This window comes from Virgibacillus halotolerans, from assembly GCF_016908515.1.
GTDB classification, from domain to species: Bacteria; Bacillota; Bacilli; order Bacillales; family Amphibacillaceae; genus Virgibacillus_M; species Virgibacillus_M halotolerans.
The window spans coordinates 650,890-670,792 of sequence record NZ_JAFBEA010000001.1; the positions used below are offsets into that span (position 1 = coordinate 650,890).

General features: G+C 38.4%; 14 protein-coding genes. 1 reads left to right on the forward strand and 13 read right to left on the reverse strand.

The genetic code is table 11. The annotated features are described in order from the left end of the window. Window positions 1–3: 3 nt before the first annotated feature. The 13 genes from JOC34_RS03820 to JOC34_RS03880 all read right to left on the reverse strand — a co-directional run bounded on the left by JOC34_RS03820 (window position 4) and on the right by JOC34_RS03880 (window position 19,023). On the reverse strand, window positions 4–3,657 hold the full coding sequence (locus tag JOC34_RS03820; RefSeq protein ID WP_205135380.1) for a dynamin family protein: 3,654 nt from the start codon (window positions 3,655–3,657) through the stop codon (window positions 4–6). Window positions 3,658–3,748: 91 nt separating this feature from the next. Continuing rightward, window positions 3,749–4,231, reverse strand: coding sequence for a CBS domain-containing protein (locus JOC34_RS03825; protein ID WP_205135381.1), 483 nt, complete (start codon window positions 4,229–4,231; stop codon window positions 3,749–3,751). A gap of 292 nt (window positions 4,232–4,523) precedes the next feature. After that, a complete protein-coding gene (locus tag JOC34_RS03830; protein ID WP_205135382.1) occupies window positions 4,524–6,053 on the reverse strand; it encodes an acyl-CoA carboxylase subunit beta in 1,530 nt (509 codons plus the stop codon). A gap of 17 nt (window positions 6,054–6,070) precedes the next feature. Beyond that, window positions 6,071–6,853 carry an enoyl-CoA hydratase gene (locus tag JOC34_RS03835; RefSeq protein WP_205135383.1) on the reverse strand — a complete coding sequence of 261 codons (783 nt, stop codon included), beginning with the start codon at window positions 6,851–6,853 and terminating at the stop codon, window positions 6,071–6,073. Window positions 6,854–6,955: 102 nt separating this feature from the next. Continuing rightward, the gene (locus JOC34_RS03840) at window positions 6,956–7,168 is read right to left on the reverse strand and encodes an acetyl-CoA carboxylase biotin carboxyl carrier protein subunit (protein ID WP_205135384.1); all 213 of its coding nucleotides are present in this window, start codon (window positions 7,166–7,168) and stop codon (window positions 6,956–6,958) included. A 21-nt stretch (window positions 7,169–7,189) separates the two neighbouring features. Next, entirely contained in the window at window positions 7,190–8,536 is a 1,347-nt protein-coding gene (locus tag JOC34_RS03845; protein WP_205135385.1) for an acetyl-CoA carboxylase biotin carboxylase subunit, read from the reverse strand. A gap of 111 nt (window positions 8,537–8,647) precedes the next feature. Beyond that, the gene (locus JOC34_RS03850; protein ID WP_205135386.1) at window positions 8,648–9,790 is read right to left on the reverse strand and encodes an acyl-CoA dehydrogenase family protein; all 1,143 of its coding nucleotides are present in this window, start codon (window positions 9,788–9,790) and stop codon (window positions 8,648–8,650) included. 74 nt (window positions 9,791–9,864) lie between these two features. Further along, window positions 9,865–10,524 (reverse strand): TetR-type transcription factor C-terminal domain-containing protein, encoded by a 660-nt coding sequence (locus JOC34_RS03855; RefSeq protein ID WP_205135917.1) that lies wholly within the window; start codon window positions 10,522–10,524, stop codon window positions 9,865–9,867. A gap of 96 nt (window positions 10,525–10,620) precedes the next feature. Next, entirely contained in the window at window positions 10,621–13,074 is a 2,454-nt protein-coding gene (gene parC / locus JOC34_RS03860; protein WP_205135387.1) for a DNA topoisomerase IV subunit A, read from the reverse strand. Window positions 13,075–13,665: 591 nt separating this feature from the next. After that, on the reverse strand, window positions 13,666–15,618 hold the full coding sequence (gene parE, locus JOC34_RS03865; protein WP_205135388.1) for a DNA topoisomerase IV subunit B: 1,953 nt from the start codon (window positions 15,616–15,618) through the stop codon (window positions 13,666–13,668). A gap of 382 nt (window positions 15,619–16,000) precedes the next feature. Then, window positions 16,001–16,420 (reverse strand): CoA-binding protein, encoded by a 420-nt coding sequence (locus JOC34_RS03870; protein ID WP_205135389.1) that lies wholly within the window; start codon window positions 16,418–16,420, stop codon window positions 16,001–16,003. A gap of 15 nt (window positions 16,421–16,435) precedes the next feature. Beyond that, window positions 16,436–17,959 (reverse strand): ABC transporter permease/substrate-binding protein, encoded by a 1,524-nt coding sequence (locus tag JOC34_RS03875; protein WP_205135390.1) that lies wholly within the window; start codon window positions 17,957–17,959, stop codon window positions 16,436–16,438. Then, window positions 17,956–19,023, reverse strand: a complete 1,068-nt coding sequence (locus JOC34_RS03880) for an ABC transporter ATP-binding protein (protein ID WP_205135391.1) — start codon at window positions 19,021–19,023, stop codon at window positions 17,956–17,958. Before JOC34_RS03880 ends, JOC34_RS03875 begins: the two co-directional genes overlap by 4 nt. A 219-nt stretch (window positions 19,024–19,242) precedes the next feature. Between JOC34_RS03880 and plsY the strand changes: the two genes are divergently transcribed. Further along, the gene (gene plsY / locus JOC34_RS03885) at window positions 19,243–19,824 is read left to right on the forward strand and encodes a glycerol-3-phosphate 1-O-acyltransferase PlsY (protein ID WP_205135392.1); all 582 of its coding nucleotides are present in this window, start codon (window positions 19,243–19,245) and stop codon (window positions 19,822–19,824) included. Window positions 19,825–19,903 lie beyond the last annotated feature (79 nt).

Here is a 19,903-nt window from a genome sequence, read left to right on the forward strand (position 1 = left end):
CCCTTACATATCCTCCTTGGCATACTGATTTAAAATCGCCTCTAATTTACCTTGCTTGTTAACTAATGTTGTCATATCTACAGGTGAGGATAGCATTTCTAAATAATCATCCATATGCTTCTCCACATATTGCGTTATATTCGACTTAACGATGTTAGCAATCTCATCCCATTGGATGCGATATGACTCATTCATTATTTTAGAATTATTTTCTACATATTGTTTGGCGAATGGTTGTAAGCGATCATAAATAGCTTCTTTCATTCGTTCCTTTTCGTTTTTCTCAAAGAAAGCCTTTGTTCCTTTAAATAGTGAAATAGCCTTATCAAATTCCGTTAGATCCACCTGTTGAAAAGCCTTATCATATTCTGGCGTTTCGATAGGCATAGCTTCAAAGTTTGGTAATGCCAAGGTATTATCGATCTGTGTACTCATTTCCGCTAAAACTTTATAAAATTCAGCTGCCTGTGATTGAATATATGATTCAACTCGTAGGGAAACAGCTTGTATCTCTTGATGTAATTCAAATCCAGCATAATCAATCAGATCCTGTGCACTGTTTCTTAATTGTTCATGGGCTTTCCGACCGGATTCTGTAATGGTTGTTGGGTTAAAGTACTCCTTGAACATATCATGAAAACGAATGGACAACCTTTCCAGTACATAGAACAGTTGTTTTGCCACTTTTTGTTGAATTTGATCAGCATAGACCCCTATTTGCACGTCAGAAATTTCCTGTATTAGCTGTGCTTTTTTATTTAATAAATCGTTCTGCTGGGCGGCTTTTTCTTGTTCATCCAAATGCAATGATTCCGTGTAATGTTTCATTGTATCGTATCCCCGATTGATATCCCACAATGTGGATTGAATGGTAAGTGCAGATAAGTCATTATAAATAAATTGATAAAAGTCTGTCTCAAAATGCTGCATTTGCTCATTTAGGTTATGCTGCGCTAGTTTATTTTGTAAAGATTGTTTACTGGATACCGGGTAAAGCCGTGGAAAACGAATACCTAGTTGAATCAATTGCTCCTGCACATAATTGGTCACCAGTAGGAGTTCTTCATCGTCTGTCGCTAAATCTGCCGCATTAATCATGAAAAACATTTTATCTAATTCGAATGATTCTTTTACGCGCCCTAGCTGCATCAAAAAGTCTTTATCGGCACGTGACAGCGCATGGTTATAGTAAGTAACATAAAGGATCGCATCCGCATGTTTTATATAGTCAAAAGCCACATTTGTATGCCTGGCATTTACAGAATCTGCTCCTGGTGTGTCCACTAATGTAATCCCATGCTTGGTAATCGGACAATCATAGTATAAATCAATCGATTCAACGAAACTCGCCTTCGTCTCATCGGAAACATAGGCAGCAAAATCTTCCAGCGAGAGATTTACGGTCTTTCCAATATAATGCTCGTTTCCGGGAAAGCCTGTAATCATTGCCTGTAAATAGGCTTGATACATATTATTTAATCGCGGATCGTGTTGTAGATTATTAGCTTGTATCCATTGCAATAGCTCAGACAAACTACTTTCCTTTGGCGAGAACTTTTTTGTAATTAACAGTAAATCATTTTTTAACGTATTATGATCTTTCAAGTTCACTACGACGGTACCATGTTTGTAGGATTCTGTAACTGGTCGGATTCGATTAACAGTAGCAGTAGTTGGGTTAGGAGAAACAGGTAATACGCGCTCCCCAAGTAATGCATTTGCAAACGATGACTTTCCCGCACTGAAAGCACCAAATAAAGCGATCGTATAAGCACGATTTTCCAAACTGAACTGTTTTTCCTTTAAATCATTTATAATTGCCTGGAATCCTGGTAAATCATGTATGGCATCCATTGTTTGCGAAACACTTTTCAATACATCTTCCGCTGACTGTGTCTGCTTCACCGGCGCTTTTTCAGTTGTTTTAGTTTCGTGATCAGTCAATTGAATATCTAGATCGTTAAGCGTTTTTTGTTCATCTGCTTGTACAATCAGTTGTTCCTTATCTGCTATTCTATCTTTGAGCGTTTGCCAAACCACTTGATCTGGCACTGGCGCAGTCATTTGATTGGTAAGCAGTTTTATTTTCTCATCTAATTGTGCTTGAAGTGTATTGCGTTCATTGACGTTCGCCTGCGCCTTTTTTAGTTCTTCCAATTCTGTTTCGTATGATTTTATTTTGTCTCTGTTCTTGGTCTGAATTGCCTGTTCCACTACTCCCCAAAAAGAGCGTGCCTTTTTTCTAAACTTGCTTTTAATGTCTGCAGCCAATTCATTTGTATAATTTAATAAGTAGTCCCCATTGATTTTGGCGCCTGGTTTGAGCACTTTAAAGAGATCATCTTTTGTATAAGAAATGGTTATTTCCTGTCTTATTCGCTCCCGCAATGTTGGATCCAATAAGTCATATTGCTTTAATAGCTGATTAAACTTGTCGTGTAACTTCCACTGTACAGCTGCTTCTATATTTTTCCGTAGCGGTGTTAAAAAAGCAGATAATCTGGCATCCTGTTCCTGTAATGTTTTTTTCTTTGATGCAAATAAGCCTACCTTGAAATCACTTTGCTGTGAGGCAAGAAATGCTTCTGCCTTGTCTCGTAAATCCGAGGGCATCAAATAAGCATTTTTGAGTGTATGATTTAAATCTCTCTGAAAATCCTCCTTTAAAGATAGTCTCTCATTTTCTATATCTATTAATTTTTGTTCAAGCTCACTTACACTTGATACCTGTTTTTCCGTTTCCTGCTCATTTTCCGTATAACCTGCCATTTTATCTTCGTATTTTGTTTTTAAAAAGTATTTGTGAACATCAACTACTTGTTTTACGGCATGATCAATATTAAGATACGCTTCCTTGTCGCTACGCATGATAGAAAACAATTTATCTTTTATCTCACTAAACTGACTATGCTTGGCGTCATTATCAAGTAGGGAAGCATAATAGATATACTTAGGGGTTATTTTCCATTGCTCAAAGGTTTGTTTAACGCTCCTGTCAAACGCTTCAAAGGCAATTTCTGTTTCATCATGTTTATCAACCTGGTTGATAATGACATAGAATGGAATCTTTTTCTCCTGTAGCATTTGAAGAAATCGTAAATTAACCTCTGATTGAACATGATTATAATCCATTACATAAAACAACACGTCTACAAGATGCAATGATGCTTCAGTCATTAAACGATCCGCATCATCTGCGGCATCAATACCTGGTGTATCCATGATAGCCACACCATCAGGAAGAATCTTCTTTGCTGTACTGATTTCCAGCTTTTTTATCGAATCTTTATCTTTAGAGTACGATTTTATCATTTCCATATCATATGGTTCTTTATATTCTATCGGATGCCCATGATGAAAGTAAACACGAGCCAGCCCTTCACCTGTTGTGATTTTCACAACGTTAGCGCTCGTCGGGATTGGGCTTTTTGGTAAGATTTCTTCACCTAGAATCGCGTTAATCATTGAAGATTTTCCAGCAGAAAAATGACCAGCAAAACTGATCATTAATTCTTTTCTTTTCAGTTTTTCATATAATTCTTCCATTTTCGCTGCATTAATTTCATCATGATTATTTTGGATGACTTCATAGAGAGCTACAATGTGCTCAAGATCCGTTTGTAAATGTGTTCTTTCTTTTACCATCAAGGTGTTCATGTCCTTTCTCATATGCCAATAATTAGTTTCTATTATACGTAATTTCACACAGTATTTCTAGCTAATATATGAGAAGGCATACTTTCATCGATTATTTATCGTTTTCTTCTTCTAATTCCACAATTAACCTTGTTGTTATAAAGTCTAATAAATCACCACGGCTGATGACACCGACCACTTTATCCTCATTTGTTATGACGGGGATCTTTTTAAAATGATACTGCGATAAGATTGTTAGTGCAGCTTCAATATTATCGTCCGGATGAACGGCCTGGATATTTTTCTTCCGCATGATTTCTTTTACCGGGTGGCTGATGGAATAACCAAGCTTTTGTTGCAGATTCTCTCTTTCATTCACCAAGATAAGTGAAAACATATCATATACCGTTCGAGCACTAGGCTGCAAGAAACGAATAACGTCACCATCACTGATCATACCTTGTAATTTATTATCAGAATCAACTACCGGTACACCACCAATTTTATGATCAACCAATGTTTTTAATAAATCTTTTACCGTTGTATCTTTCTTCACACTAATAACATCTTCAATCATAAAGTCTTTAATTTTCATTGTATACTACCTCCATTTTTTAGGAAAAATCATGGATACGGATATTAACTTTGTAACTAGCGCTCTTAAAGCGAATGGAATGATGGGAGATATTCATTCATTTACAATCATCACCATCAATTTGTAACCCTATACTTTTACTTATATTTATATGATTTGATCTACTTATACGATAACACTAATCAGGAAAAAAATGAATTAATCCCTTCTTAGTTTACATAATAATATTATTGAACCCTTGGATGAAAGATTAGAAAAAGCTTTGGCGATTAGACCAAAGCTTCTCGATTCTTTATACAGGATATACACCATGTTTTCTTTCCGTGAACGTTATATTTTTCGCTTCGTAGATAGAAAAACGGCGTACTAACTCATTTCTTAGTTTTTCTGGTTCAACCACAGCATCGATGACCATTTCAGATGCCAATCGATAGATATCGATATCGTCCTTATATTCATCCTGCATTTTTTTAATGAATGCGGGCCGTTCTTCTTCAGGTAATTCGGCTATTTTGTTCGCATACACAGCATTCACTGCTGCTTCAGGTCCCATTACAGCAATTTGTGCCATTGGCAAGGCTAGACAGCAGTCTGGTTCAAATGCAGGACCTGCCATTGCGTATAAACCAGCGCCATATGCCTTTCTGACAATTACTGAAATCTTAGGAACTGTCGCTTCACTCATTGCCGCAAGCATTTTTGCACCATGGCGAATAATTCCGGCTCTTTCTACCTTTGTACCAATCATAAAGCCTGGAACATCAACTAAGAATAGCAATGGGATATTAAATGCGTCACACAGCTGAATGAATTTGGCTGCTTTATCCGCTGAATCTGGAAAGAGAACGCCACCCTTCATTCTTGGTTGATTCGCGATAATACCGACTGATTTACCGTTCAACCTAGCTAATCCAGTAATTAATTCAGGTGCGAATTTCTTCTTTACCTCACAAAAACTATCCTCATCAATTAGCTTTTTAATGAGATCATGCATATTAAATGCAGCATTTTGGTTCTCCGGGATTAATTCCGTAATGGTTTTCTCTATAGATTTGATTTCCTTTGGATCAACTGTTTGTGGCTTTTCCCGAAAGTTGGCCGGGAAGTAGCTCAAATACTTTTGTATATAGGTTATTGCCGCTTCTTCCGTCTTGACCAATACATCTCCACAGCCAGAGACAGAACAATGCATATTGGCCCCACCCATTTCCTCGAGACTCACTTTTTCACCAATTACTTTTTCTGCCATTCTGGGTGAACCTAAGTACATCGAGGCGTTCCCGTCTACCATAATGACAATGTCGCAAAATGCCGGGATATAAGCACCACCAGCTGCTGATGGACCAAATAATAAGCAGACTTGCGGCACTCTACCAGATAACTTGATTTGGTTATGGAAAATCCTTCCCGCACCACGACGGCCTGGAAACATTTCAATTTGATCGGTAATCCTTGCGCCAGCAGAATCTACCAAATATAGCATTGGTATTTCTAACTTTTCTGCGGTTTCCTGAATACGGATAATTTTTTCCACCGTTCGTTTTCCCCATGATCCAGCCTTAACAGTCGAGTCATTGGCCATCACGCAAACAGATTGCCCGTTGATCTTTCCAATTCCGGTCACCACACCATCCGAAGGTAACGCATCATCCAAGCAATTGGCAAAAAATGCATCCTCTATATTCATGCCATCATCAAATAATAATTCTAATCGTTTTCTAACAAACAACTTCCCTTTTTCTTCGTTCTTTCGATGGTATTTTTCTTGCCCGCCTTTTTCTATTCCTTCTATTCTTTCTTGTAGTGTTTCAACATATGACATGAGATAGCCTCCTACGATTACTTTCCCTGATATTCGGGTTTTCTTTTTTCCTTAAATGCTGTTAAACCTTCGATCCGATCTGTTGTTGGAATGGTTTCCTTATAACATAAATGTTCAATCGCTAACCCGGTAGCAATATCTGTTTGGATTCCTTTATCAACGGCCACTTTGGCTTGACGAATTGCTATCGGTCCATTTCCTGCAATTACTTTTGCAAGTTTTAATGCCTCGTCTAATAAGTGGTCCTTCTCTACCACCTGTTCAACCAAACCAAGTGTCGATGCTTCCTCTGCTATAATAGGCTTGCCCGTAAAAATTAATCGTTTCGCCTGACCAATTCCAATTAATCTCGTTAAGCGCTGCGTACCCCCAGCCCCTGGAATAATTGCCAGAGATGTTTCTGTTAGACCAACTTTGATATGTTCAGCAGCAATTCTTAGATCACAGGCCAACGCCAATTCTAATCCTCCACCATAGGCAGACCCATTCAATGCAGCAATGACTGGCATCGGCATCTGAGCAATTGCAGTAATTGTTTCCCCGATGAATTGTACTGCGTTAATCACTTGTTCTTCTGACATACCTTTTCGTTCTTTTAAATCTGCACCGGCACAAAACACCTTATCTCCAGCACCTGTAATAATCGTACAATAAATCTTCGGATCATGATTGATCTTCTGAATGACATCATCTAATTCCTGTAATAATGCTTTTGACAATGCATTTGCTGCTTCTGAACGTTGGAGAGTAACAACTGCAATATGCTCCTCAACAATCTTTAAATCAACAGTATTCACCATATGTATCTCCTTTACCTGATAGTGTCTAGCAAAACAAAGCTTTACGTCATAAAATTATGACGAAAGCTATCGTTTTGTCAGTTCGTATTCATTAAAGGTGTATTACTCAATAATTGCAATCACATCACCCTCATTGACAAAATCACCTTCAGCTACTTTTATTTCTTTTACTGTTCCAGCTTCTTCTGCCCCAATTGGTATTTCCATTTTCATTGATTCCAAGATAACAATATCCTGATCTTCTTCAACGCTTTCTCCTTGACTGACTGTGATTTTCCAAACACTTCCTGCCATACTTGCCTTTATTTCCTCCATGATAACGCCTCCTAATTTGTTTTAAACTGTTGGTAAATAATGTTCTTCGACAAATGCTGTTGTTGTGTCTCCCGCCTTAAACCGGTCACTGTCAATAACTTTTAACAACATAGGTATATTTGTTTTAATTCCTTCAATTTTATATTGTTGAAGTGCTTCTATTAATTGCTTGATTGCTTCATCTCTTGTAGATCCTTTAACAATCAGTTTCCCAATCATTGGATCATAAAATGGTGTTACATCATAATTTTCTGTCACTGCCACCTCATTACGGATCCGTTCACCAATGGGCTTCGTAAATGTTGTAATGTGCCCAGGGGATGGGAAAAAGGTTACTGGATCCTCCGCATAAATACGTACTTCAATGGCATGGCCATCTATCTTAAGATCACCTTGCTCAATGGTTAGTGCTTTCCCGTTAGCAATATGAATCTGTTCTTCTACAATATCCATTCCGGTTATTTCTTCTGTTACTGGGTGTTCCACCTGGATTCTTGTATTCATTTCCAGAAAGTAAAACTGTTCCTGTTCATCAACTAAGAATTCAATTGTTCCTGCATTGGTATACCCGAGTGTTTTTACAGCATTGATAGCAGCTTCTCCCATTTTCTGCCGCGTTTGATCAGAAATAAAGGTTGATGGTGCTTCTTCAACTACTTTTTGATTTCGCCGTTGAATCGAGCATTCCCGCTCAAATAAATGAACGACATTGCCATGCTGGTCAGCTAAAATTTGTATTTCAATATGGCGTGCATGATCCAGCTTTTTCTCCATAAACATGGCACCATCACCAAAAAATGTTTGGGCCCGTTTGGAATTCCCGGCAAATGCTTTGATTAATTCATCATCTGTATGGACAACCTGCATCCCAATACCGCCACCACCAGCTGATGCTTTCAACATGATTGGATAACCAATTTCATTTGCTACTTTCACCGCATCTTCAGCAGTATCAATAACACCATCAGTTCCTGGCACGATGGGTACTCCCGCCTCCTGCATTGCTGCTCGTGCGGCAATCTTACTGCCCATTTTGTTCATGACATCTCCTGTTGGACCAATAAATATAATGCCTGCTGCTGTACATTTCTTCTCAAATTGATCATTCTCACTTAAAAAACCATACCCTGGATGAATTGCATCTGCGTTTGTTTCTTTTGCGATTCTCAAGATCTTCTCCATGTTTAAGTAGCTTTCAACTACACGTGGAGGACCAAGTAAAAAGCTTTCATCCGCCATGAAAACATATGGTGCCTTTTGATCTGCTTCAGAATAAACCGCTACAGTTTGAATACCTTGCTTTTTACAGGCACGGATAATTCTCGCGGCAATCTCCCCACGATTTGCAATGAGTATTTTTTTAATCATAAACGATAACCCCCTGTCGCTTTTGTTATTACTTTCTCGTTTTCTGTAAGGCGTTCTGGATAGATAATCGCTGCCTGATTGGGATATGAATTGGCTTCTCTTCAGCATTATCTAGCAACCTAGTTGTCTGGCAATAACCATGCGTTGTATTTCGGAAGTACCCTCTCCAATTTCTAATAACTTAGCATCCCGTAAATATCTTTCTACCTCGTATTCGCGCATATAACCATAACCACCATGGATTTGGATTGCCTGATTTGCTGAACGAAAGGCTGTTTCAGTAGCATATAACTTGCCGTAGGCTGCTTCTTTACTAAAAGGCTTATTATTATCTTTTAACCAGGCCGCTTTATGAACCATGTTTCTAGCAAGCTCTACTTCCATAGACATATCAGCCAATTTAAATTGAATCGCTTGGAAGCTAGAAATCGGTTTGCCAAATTGAGTACGTTCTTTGGCATAAGCTAAAGCTTTATCAAGTGAAGCTTGTGCAATTCCTAAGCCCAATGCACCAATGGAAATTCTTCCACCATCCAATGTATATAAAAATTGATTGAACCCTTTTTGTGGATCGCCAAGTAAGTTTTTCTTTGGTACACGTACATGATCTAATACAATTTCTGCAGTGTCTGATCCGCGGACGCCCATTTTGTCATAATTACTCGTAATCTTGACCCCTTTTGTATCTGTTGGAACAATGATTGCAGAAATAATGTTTTTTCCTTTGTCATTTTTTCCAGTTACAGCTGTTGCAATAATTGTTTTAGCAAAACTGGCATTTGTAATAAAACATTTTTCGCCATTGATGATATAGTCATCGCCATCTTCAACGGCTGTTGTTTTCGTACCACTAGCATCTGAACCTGCATTGGGTTCTGTTAAACCAAAGGAACCTAATGCTTTCCCCTCAGCTAAAGGCATTAGAAATTCTTCTTTTTGTGCCTCAGTTCCAAAATAATAAATCGGGCTAGCTCCAAGTGAAACCGCGGCTGCATAGCTTAATCCGGTGCTCCCACATACCCGACCAATTTCTTCTACAGCTAAAGCATAAGAGATGGTATCTCCGCCAGAACCGCCGTATTTTTCCGAAAACGGAATTCCTAATAATCCCAGCTCACCCATTTGTTCAAAGATGTCCACCGGAAATTTTGCTTCTTTGTCAATTTCAATCGCTCTAGGTTGGATCACTTCTTGAGCAAAATCTCTGACCATTTTTTTAATCATTGTCTGTTCTTTTGTTAGTTCAAAGTTCATGGTATACCTCCTACGATATGATCTTGAAGACCGACTGGTTGGTCTGTGTGTGTAAATAAAAATAGTATGTACTTTTAAGTAGAAAAGAATGGTTTTTCAATTAAAACTTCTTCATATCCGCCATCAGTAATCGTTTCCACTTTTAAAACCGCATGCAAAATTAAGTTGACATATATATCACCAATCTCGTCAATTGATTTCATACCAGATTGCCGGTACCATTTATAAGTCCAATTAATCATTCCTAGTATTGCCATTGCTGTAATTTCTACTGGAAGTTCTTTGCGAAATTCCTGATTTTGTTTGCCTTCATCAATCGCTCGAACGATCATTTGTTTAAATTGATCACGTTTTTCCTTTATCAATGTTTCATATTCCGGCTTCAAATAAATACTCTCTTGATAAAAAACAGCGATATGTGGTTTGTATAAATCAAATACCTTCACAAAGTCCTTAATTATCGCCTGTAATTTTTTTGTCGGCGATTGATACGTTTCATTCGCAATGGTTGCTTTTTCTAATACATATGAAATAAACGTATCGTGAATGACAAATAATAATTCATCTTTTGATGTAAAGTGATGGTAAAATCCACCCTTTGAGGTACCACTTTTTTCAACGATTTCATTCACTGTAACCCCATGAAATCCATATGTTTCAAACAAGGGCAAGGAAGACTCGATTATTTCTTGACGTAAATCCGTTACAACCCCTCCTTCAAACCATTTACCAATACTTTATCACATTTCCTTATTAATATAAAGCGTTTTCATTTTACGATATATTATAAATTCAGGTGGACGATTTATCTACGTCCACCTGAATACCTCTTAGATTTCATTTGTGTCATCAAACGGTTTTTGATATTTTGCTTCTTTCCATACCTCGTTCACTTCACCATCATGATCTGCATCAATCACAAATGACCCATTACTGTAACGGTCACTTGCTGATAGTTCCAGTGGAAAAATACTTTGCGTTTCTCCCTTTGTTGTTTCAAAACATATCGTATCCTGCTCATTAACAGCAAAAAAGCCTCTAATTTGGTGTGGTTTATTTTTAAGTTCTCTAAGCATCGTTAATCCACGTTTTGCACGGGTCGTCTTTTCAAATTCCTTTAAATTCATCCGTTTACACGCACCTCGCTGGGTGACTACCACAAGCGAAGGTTCGGATAAGTCGTTAAATACTTGTCCATTCGCAACATATTCTCCCTCTTTTAACTGAATCGCTTTGACTCCCCTTGCTCGTTGACCAACTATTGTTACCTCAGACTCATGATACCATAATCCATTGCCTTTATTGGAAGCAAGAAATACATCAGCATTGCCATCAGTTTGATACACACTGATAAGTTCATCGTCATCTTTCAGATTGAGAGCGATCAATGCTTTTGAATGCCGCTGTGCATCATAGATTATTAATTCACTTCGTTTAATCATGCCTTTTTTCGTGAAAAAGATCAGATATTGATCGGCTGTAAACGAACGAATTGGAATTGTTTGAATGATGCGTTCTTCCTTATCCAATGGTACGACATTCGATACATGCTGACCAATATCCCGCCAACGAATTTCCGGCAGTTCATGGACAGGCAACAAAACAAACTTTCCTTTGTTCGTAAACAAAAGCAGCTTATCTGTCGTATTCAATTCGATTAAATCAAGTAAATGATCGTCATCCTTCATGGCAAATCCTTCACCATTCGATGCACTATAAGAGCGCAAACTGGTTCTTTTGAGATAGCCGTCCCTCGTTGCCGATACCAGTACATCTTCACTGGCAACTGTCACTTCAATATTAATTTTTAATTCCTCTATTTTATCTTCAATGACTGTACGTCGCTGATCTACGAACGTCCTTTTAATTTCTCTTAAACCTTTTTTTATTGTTTGGAGAAGCTTATTTTCACTGGCTAAGATCGCTTCAAGTTTTTCAATTGTTTCTCGTAATTCCGCAGCCTCTTTTTCTAGCGATGTAATATCCGTGTTTGTTAATCGATATAGCTGTAGCATCACGATAGCTTCTGCCTGTGCATCTGAAAAATCGTACTTCGCAATAATTTGCTCTTTTGCATCCCGTTTGTCTTTTGAGGCCCGTATGGTTGCAATTAATTTATCTAAGATTGAAATTGCCTTGATTAATCCTTCAACAATATGCGCTCGATCTTTTGCCTTTTTCAAATCATAGGTTGTTTGTCTTGTGATAACTTCTTTTTGATGAGCAATATACGCATCCAGCATGCCTGGTAATGACAGCAATTTAGGTGTCTTATCCTGAATGGCCACCATATTAAAATTATAAGTAACTTGTAAATCCGTGTTTTTATAAAAATAGTGAAGGATCCCATCACTATCAGCATCTTTCTTCAGCTCAATAACAACACGAAGTCCAGTTCGATCGGTTTCATCACGAATTTCTGCAATGCCTTCTACTTTACGGTCAATTCGCAGCTCATCCATTTTTCTAACCATATTTGCCTTGTTTACTTCATATGGAATTTCGTCGATTACGATTTGCTGACGATTTCCGCGAACATCTTCTACCTTCGCTTTTCCCCGGATGATTATTTTTCCTCGTCCAGTTTCGTAAGCCTTTTTAATACCATCAATCCCCTGAATAATCCCGCCAGTTGGAAAATCTGGCCCCTTTATAATCGTCATTAATTCTTCAACGGTTACCTCAGGCTTATCAATTCTTTTAATGACTGCATCAATAACTTCAGCCAGGTTATGCGGGGGGATATCTGTTGCGTATCCCGATGAAATCCCCGTTGAACCATTGACAAGTAAGTTCGGAAATTTAGCCGGTAATACGACTGGTTCCAATGCCGTTTCGTCAAAGTTAGGGATGTGATCTACCGTTTCTTTATCTATATCCCGAAGTAGCTCCGCAGATATACTAGAAAGACGTGCTTCTGTATACCGCATCGCTGCCGGGGAATCACCATCAACACTACCATTGTTACCATGCATTTCTACTAATGTATTTCTTAATTTCCAATCCTGACTTAAGCGAACCATTGCCTCATACACTGATGAATCCCCATGTGGATGATAATTACCGATAACTGTACCAACTGTCTTCGCAGATTTACGGAACATTTTATCATGGGTATTTTTTTCTTCGTGCATCGCAAATAAAATTCTCCGTTGCACAGGCTTTAGTCCGTCTCTCGCGTCCGGTAATGCTCTTTCTTGAATAATGTATTTACTATACCTTCCAAATCTGTCACCGATAACTTCCTCTAATGGAAGGTCTAAATATTTCTCAGGTTGTGACAAACCAACCCCCCCTTATTATATATAAAATAATGATTTATTTTTGTTGTTCATGAAACTATCTAATAACCATGACCAGCCAAGCTAGTGGAACATCCCAGAAGTTCTTCCTCATTTACAGTCTGTATAAAACCGAACGATTCGATATGTGTTAAAAAAACGTTGATTTCCACTGCAGGAGGACGCTTTCCGCAGGCATGGCTTGAGCCTCCTCGTTCCAATCAGCGAGGTAGTACTCCGATTTAATGAATAATTAAATGATGGTGTATCTTTTATTTAGGACTATGGATAAGTTGAAGCGCTTATGAAATAGGCTCCTATGAATCAAAACAGTAATGCAAAGTGGCGAAAATGAAAATCCATCCTAGCAACTGGAAAACGCGAGACTCCTGCGGGAAAAAGGCCTTGATGAGACCCCGCAAAGCGTTAGCTTGAGGAGGCTCATCAGCCGCCCGCGGAAAGCGAGTGTATTCCAGTTGCGGCAATCAAAGAGAATATTTTTTCTTCACACCTTTTCAAATATACAATTTTTCATTTCAAGGTTTTGGAAAAGATTTTTGAAACATACACAAACCGCTACTTCCGCTTTTCACTTTACGTATGAAGTTTGTCGTTTTCTAATATATTGGCATCTTCTTCGAGTCCAAACGCCACATTTTTTTCTATCCATTTCCTTCTTGGTTCTACTTTGTCGCCCATTAATGTCGTCACCCTACGCTCAGCTCTGGCAAGATCCTCAATGGTCACACGGATCAATGTGCGTGATTCAGGATTCATTGTTGTTTCCCATAACTGATCTGCATTCATTTCACCAAGCCCTTTATAACGCTGAATATTATAACCGGTTTTAAACTTCGTTACAGCCTTTTTCATTTCCGCTTCATCCCAAGCATAGACGATTTCTTCCTTTTTCCCTTTCCCTTTGGAAACCTTGAATAGAGGCGGGAGCGCGATATAAATCTTCCCAGTTTCGACGAGCGATCTCATATACCGATAGAAAAATGTCAGTAACAATACCTGAATATGGGCGCCGTCTGTATCCGCATCTGTCATAATAATGACTTTATCATATTGAACATCTTCTAAATCAAAGTCCCCACCTACACCTGCGCCAATCGTGTTGATTATCGTAGCAATCTCTTCGTTTTTGAAAACGTCTTCCAGTTTTGCTTTTTCCGTATTAATTACTTTTCCTCGAAGTGGTAAAATTGCTTGGAATTTTCGATCTCTACCTTGCTTGGCCGATCCTCCTGCAGAGTCCCCCTCCACAAGATAGAGCTCATTCCTTTTCGCGTTTTTAGATTGTGCTGGTGTGAGCTTTCCACTTAATAACGTATCTTTTCTTCGTTTTTTCTTTCCTGTACGTGCATCTTCTCTTGCCTTACGTGCAGCTTCACGCGCTTCTTTCGCTTTGATCGACTTTCTAACTAATAATCCTGCTTTATCGGGATTTTCCTCTAGGAAATAAGTCAATTTCTCAGAAACGACTGCATCTACAACAGAACGGGCTTCTGCTGTCCCAAGCTTGCCCTTTGTCTGACCTTCAAATTGTAACTTTTCCTCAGGTACACGAATCGAAACAATCGCAGTAAGCCCCTCGCGTACATCCGTACCTTCCAAATTTTTATCTTTTTCTTTTAATAATGCATTCTTTCTTGCATACTCATTAAATGTTCTCGTAATTGCTGTCCTTGCACCAGACTCATGTGTGCCGCCATCCCCAGTTCGCACGTGGTTTACAAAAGATAACATACTTTCTGCAAAACCATCGTTAAATTGAAAGGCAAAATCTACTTCAATCCCCTGCTGTTCACCTTCAAATGAGATAACCTGGTGTAAGGTATCCTTTTCCTCATTCAAATAATCTACAAAAGACTTCAGTCCATCCGGAAATTGAAAATCTTCTTTTTCATCTGTACGTTGGTCATTGATTTGAATCTTTAAACCCTTTAATAAAAACGCGGATTCCCGTAATCGCTCAGATAATGTTTCGTAATTATAAATGACGGATGGAAATATTGCAGGATCCGGTTTAAAATGAATCACCGTTCCCTTTTTGTTTGTTTTTCCCTTTTTCTCCAAAGACCCTACTGGTTTACCACCGTTTTCAAATCGTTGATAATACGTATGACCATCACGATAAATAGTCACATCCAACCACTCAGACAGTGCATTTACAACAGAGGATCCGACTCCGTGCAGTCCTCCACTCGTTTTGTATCCACCTTGACCAAACTTTCCTCCGGCATGTAAAACAGTGAAAATAACCTCTGCAGTCGTTTTCCCAGTACTATGCATTCCTGTCGGGATACCCCTTCCAGAATCCTCAACAGCAATGCTATTGTCTTTATATATGGTCACTTTAATCACGTTTCCATAACCTGCTAAAGCTTCATCAACAGCATTATCAACAATTTCAAACACTAAATGGTGAAGACCACGTAAATCCGTACTGCCTATGTACATGGCTGGTCTTTTTCTAACAGCCTCTAGGCCTTCTAAAACCTGGATGGAATCATCCGTATATTGTGTCGTTAATTTAACCAATGATCATCGTCTCCTTCCAAAAAAATCACCTAGCATATTCATCTCCGCGTGGCTAATTCACCCGTCTCTCTACAGACGGGATAAGTGCCCATCAAGCTTCGAACGCGGATGATACACGACGTCCTGTGCGTCGTATGTGCAACTACGGTTTAAACCTCATTTGAACCAAGTCTTCTTTATCATAATAGAACAATTGTTTGATATTGTAAATTACATCTTTGATTATTAGGGAAAAATTCCATGCAGACACCATTTTAACCCCAAACTTGATGATAAGTATACTATAATTGTTAAATGCCTGCACTTGAGCCAAGGAAAGCAACTGTTCATCATTCTGTCAGGCAGCAAAAAAGGATGACCTCTTGCTGTCATCCTTTTGGTTTTATTTTTTTACTAAAACCGAATGTACTACCTTAATACATCTATCCATAATTACCTTGAAGCCCTGCTCTTTCAAGTAATGATATGCCTCTTCATTCACGACACCTTGCTGTGCCCAAAAGACCTTACAATCCGTCAAAGCTGCTCCCTTCGCAATCTGAGGCAAGTGTTCCGGCCTTCTAAACACATTGATAATGTCTACTTGATCTGGAATAGCTGCCAAAGACGGGTATGCCTTTTCCCCTAAAACTTCATCCAATGTCGGGTTAACTGGTATGATCCGGTAACCGTTCTCTTGCATAATCTTTGCGATTTGATGTGATGTTCTCTCCGGGTTTGCTGATAATCCAACAACAGCAATGGTTTGTGCTGTTTCCAAGATTTCTTTCATCGTTTCATTTGTTGGGTTTTCCCAAGTCATATATTACACACTCCTTTATCTTTCCAATAATCCTTTTTCAATTAGAAATGATTTTGCAACATCGTGTGGCGATTTGTCTTCATAATCTACTTTATAATTCATCTGCCGCATTTCTTCATCCGTTATTTGACCACCTAGTTGATTTAATACGTCTTCTATCTCCGGATACTTTTCCAATGTTTCCGCTTTTAATAATGGTGCTCCCTGGTAAGGCGGAAATAAATTCTCTGGATCATCCAAGGTTACTAAGTCTAATTCTACCATATAACTATCAGTTGCGTAGGCATCAATGATATCTACCTCACCTTTTGTTAAAGCTTTCTCCCGAATACCAGGCTCCATTGTTTTTACATCTAGATCAAGATTATACACGTCCTGCATGCCTACATAGCCATCATATCTGTCATTGAATTCTAGGGTGAACCCTGCTGTTATATCATCCTCTATTTCTTTTAAATCACCGATTTCCTTTAAATCATATTGCTCTGCCAGTTTTTTTGTAGTGGAAACGGTGTAGGTGTTGTTGAATTCCATTGGTTCTAAGAATGTCATATCATATTCTTCCATCATACCATCTCTTGCTTGCTCATATACTTCGTTTGCTTGGTTACTCTTAGCATCCTCATCTAGATAGGTGACGAGTGCTGTTCCAGTAAATTCTAAAAACATGTCAATACTATCCTGCTCCAGTGCGTTAAATAAAAAGGAAGTTTTACCAAGTCCCTCCTCTAATTCCACGTTTAAATCAGTTTGATCCTCGATCAATTGCTCATACATGTTAATAATAATTGCTGGCTCTGCGCCAAGCTTACCCCCGATAATAATATCTGCTTTTTGGGAAGTATTTATGAGTAATGGTGTGGTAACAACGAGTATAGCAATTACAATCATAGCAATAAATGACTTAAAACCTGCTTTTTTAGAAACACGTTCGAATCCCCGCAGAATAAAGTCTAGTAAAATCGCTAATAACGCTGCCGGTATAGCACCGAGCAGGATAAGATTTACATCGGCGCCCCGATCCAGTCCTAACAGGATAAGCTTTCCTAAACCACCTGCACCAATTAAAGCTGCAATGGTTGTCGTCCCTACAATCAGAACCATGGAAGTCCGAATACCGGCCATAATAACAGGCATGGCAATTGGTAATTCCACTTTTGTTAAACGCTTCATCGAATTCATCCCCATACCAACTGCAGCTTCTTTTAATGCTGGGTTTACTTCTTTAATACCAGTATAAGCATTTCTGAGTATTGGTAATAGACCATAAGCAGTAAGTGCAATAATGGCAGGGGTTGTACCAATGCCAAATATCGGAATTAAAAATGCAAGCACAGCTAAACTTGGGATTGTTTGCATGACAGCAGATATGCCAATAATCGGCTCCGCTACCCGGGGATATCTCGTTAACACTAAACCTAAAGGGACTGCAATCAGGATGGCGATAATTAATGAAATAAGGGATATTTGCAAATGCTCCCAAATCGTTTCCAGTAACATATCCTGTCTGTTTTGAAAAACGGAAATAAAATCGCTCATGATTGAATCACCCCGTTTTCCAGTTTCGTCTTACTCTTCAAGTAATCAACAATGACCTGATAGCTTAATACACCAACCAAACGATTATTTTTCACAACCGGAAATAAGGGGTGCTTACTAGTTTGAATAGCTTCTGTAGCCTTATATAACGGCATATCGTTTTGGAGCGGTGTGATTTCAATTGATTTCGTGTCCACTACCGCGCCCACATACTGGTTAGATTCATCTTTAATAATAAACATCCCTTCTCGTGGGTATGTGTCTTTCTCATAGTCTGATTTGGATATGACAAACTTTTCGGATTGATCCGCAATGACATCGACAGCTGTTTGCCATGGAGATTTTCTTTCTCCAATAAAATCCTTTACGAATTGTGTTTTGGGATTCAATATCAATTCCTGTGGCGTATCAACCTGAATCACTTCCCCAGCTTTCATCAAACAAACCCTGTCACCTAATGCCATTGCTTCATCCATATCGTGTGTAACAAATACGATTGTTTTCTTGATTTCCTTTTGTATTTTACTAATATCCGTCTGTAGCTGCTCCCTGCTAATTGGGTCCAGTGCACTAAAGGGCTCGTCCATCAGAATAATATCCGGATCAGCAGCCAATGCCCGAATAACGCCTATTCGCTGTTGTTCTCCCCCAGATAATTCCCGCGGCATTTTTTTTCGATATTTATTTGCATCAAGACCAACCATCTCCAATAACTCTTTACTACGGTCCCATATTTTCCTTCGTTTCCATTTTTTTAATTCGGGGACGATCGCGATATTCTCTTCGATGGTTAAGTGTGGAAATAACGCTATTTCTTGCAATACATAGCCAATATTCCATCTTAACTCGTGCATGTTGTACGCTCTAATATCCTTATTATCTATGTATATATTTCCAGAAGTTGGTTCAATCAAACGGTTGATCATTTTCATTGTTGTTGTTTTTCCACAGCCACTCGGACCAATTAATGTAACAATTTCCCCTTCATTTACTTTTAAAGTGAAGTCTTTAATCGCTTTTGTTCCATCCGGATAAATCTTATTAATTTTATCAAACTCGATCATATGTTTCTTCCTTTTCAACCCCATATGGATGAGGTTAGTTTATTTTAATACAAACAATGATTCATTACCCTTTTCTTTCCATATCAAAACCTTTTGCACGCTTTCATTCATAAAAAAGTCCTATTCACAATATTAAAGGTTCTTTCCATCTATAGTTCGTGCTAAAATATATAGATACAATATATTTATTTTATCATAACGTAGAAAGTAGGAACAATTATGGAATATGTAATTTTTGCTATTAGCGCTTATCTTTTAGGATCTATACCTTCAGCACTCATTGTAGGGAAAGTGGGTTATAAGAAAGATATACGTCAGTATGGAAGTGGGAACCTTGGTGCAACGAATACATTTAGGGTATTAGGTATGAAAGCGGGTATTATTGTTACCTTGACAGATATATTAAAAGGGACGGTTGCGACCATTTTACCTTTGCTTTTTGGTGTTGATTTGCTGCAATTAGTCATCGGCTTATTCGCCGTTATTGGTCATACTTATCCGTTATTCGCCGGATTTAGAGGCGGCAAAGCAGTTGCGACGTCCGGTGGGATTATTCTTGGATTAAATCCATTATTATTTCTTATTGCCATACTAACTTTTATTGTGACATTATACTTATCTAAATATGTTTCGCTATCATCGATGATTACGGGGATTGTAACTGTAATGGTTTCCATTATTTTTAGCGATGTGCCTTTGATTATTTTAACTTCCATATTAACTTTGTTTGTTTTTTATAGACACCGGGAAAACATTAAACGGATTAAAAACAAGACAGAACCAAAAATAACCTGGATGTAAGCTCCTTCCCTAAAAACCAATACATTGAATAATACCATGGAATTCAGTATACTTTAACTATATACGCATGTAGAAAGGG

Excerpts from the sequence above, each read along its gene's own strand:
- JOC34_RS03845 (WP_205135385.1), bottom strand. The coding sequence starts at position 8,536 with ATGATTAAAAAAATACTCATTGCAAATCGTGGGGAGATTGCCGCGAGA.
- JOC34_RS03820 (WP_205135380.1), bottom strand. The coding sequence starts at position 3,657 with ATGAACACCTTGATGGTAAAAGAAAGAACACATTTACAAACGGATCTT.
- plsY (WP_205135392.1), top strand. The coding sequence starts at position 19,243 with ATGGAATATGTAATTTTTGCTATTAGCGCTTATCTTTTAGGATCTATA.
- JOC34_RS03840 (WP_205135384.1), bottom strand. The coding sequence starts at position 7,168 with ATGGAGGAAATAAAGGCAAGTATGGCAGGAAGTGTTTGGAAAATCACA.
- JOC34_RS03835 (WP_205135383.1), bottom strand. The coding sequence starts at position 6,853 with ATGGTGAATACTGTTGATTTAAAGATTGTTGAGGAGCATATTGCAGTT.
- JOC34_RS03830 (WP_205135382.1), bottom strand. The coding sequence starts at position 6,053 with ATGTCATATGTTGAAACACTACAAGAAAGAATAGAAGGAATAGAAAAA.
- JOC34_RS03875 (WP_205135390.1), bottom strand. The coding sequence starts at position 17,959 with ATGAGCGATTTTATTTCCGTTTTTCAAAACAGACAGGATATGTTACTG.
- JOC34_RS03870 (WP_205135389.1), bottom strand. The coding sequence starts at position 16,420 with ATGACTTGGGAAAACCCAACAAATGAAACGATGAAAGAAATCTTGGAA.
- JOC34_RS03850 (WP_205135386.1), bottom strand. The coding sequence starts at position 9,790 with ATGAACTTTGAACTAACAAAAGAACAGACAATGATTAAAAAAATGGTC.
- JOC34_RS03880 (WP_205135391.1), bottom strand. The coding sequence starts at position 19,023 with ATGATCGAGTTTGATAAAATTAATAAGATTTATCCGGATGGAACAAAA.
- JOC34_RS03825 (WP_205135381.1), bottom strand. The coding sequence starts at position 4,231 with ATGAAAATTAAAGACTTTATGATTGAAGATGTTATTAGTGTGAAGAAA.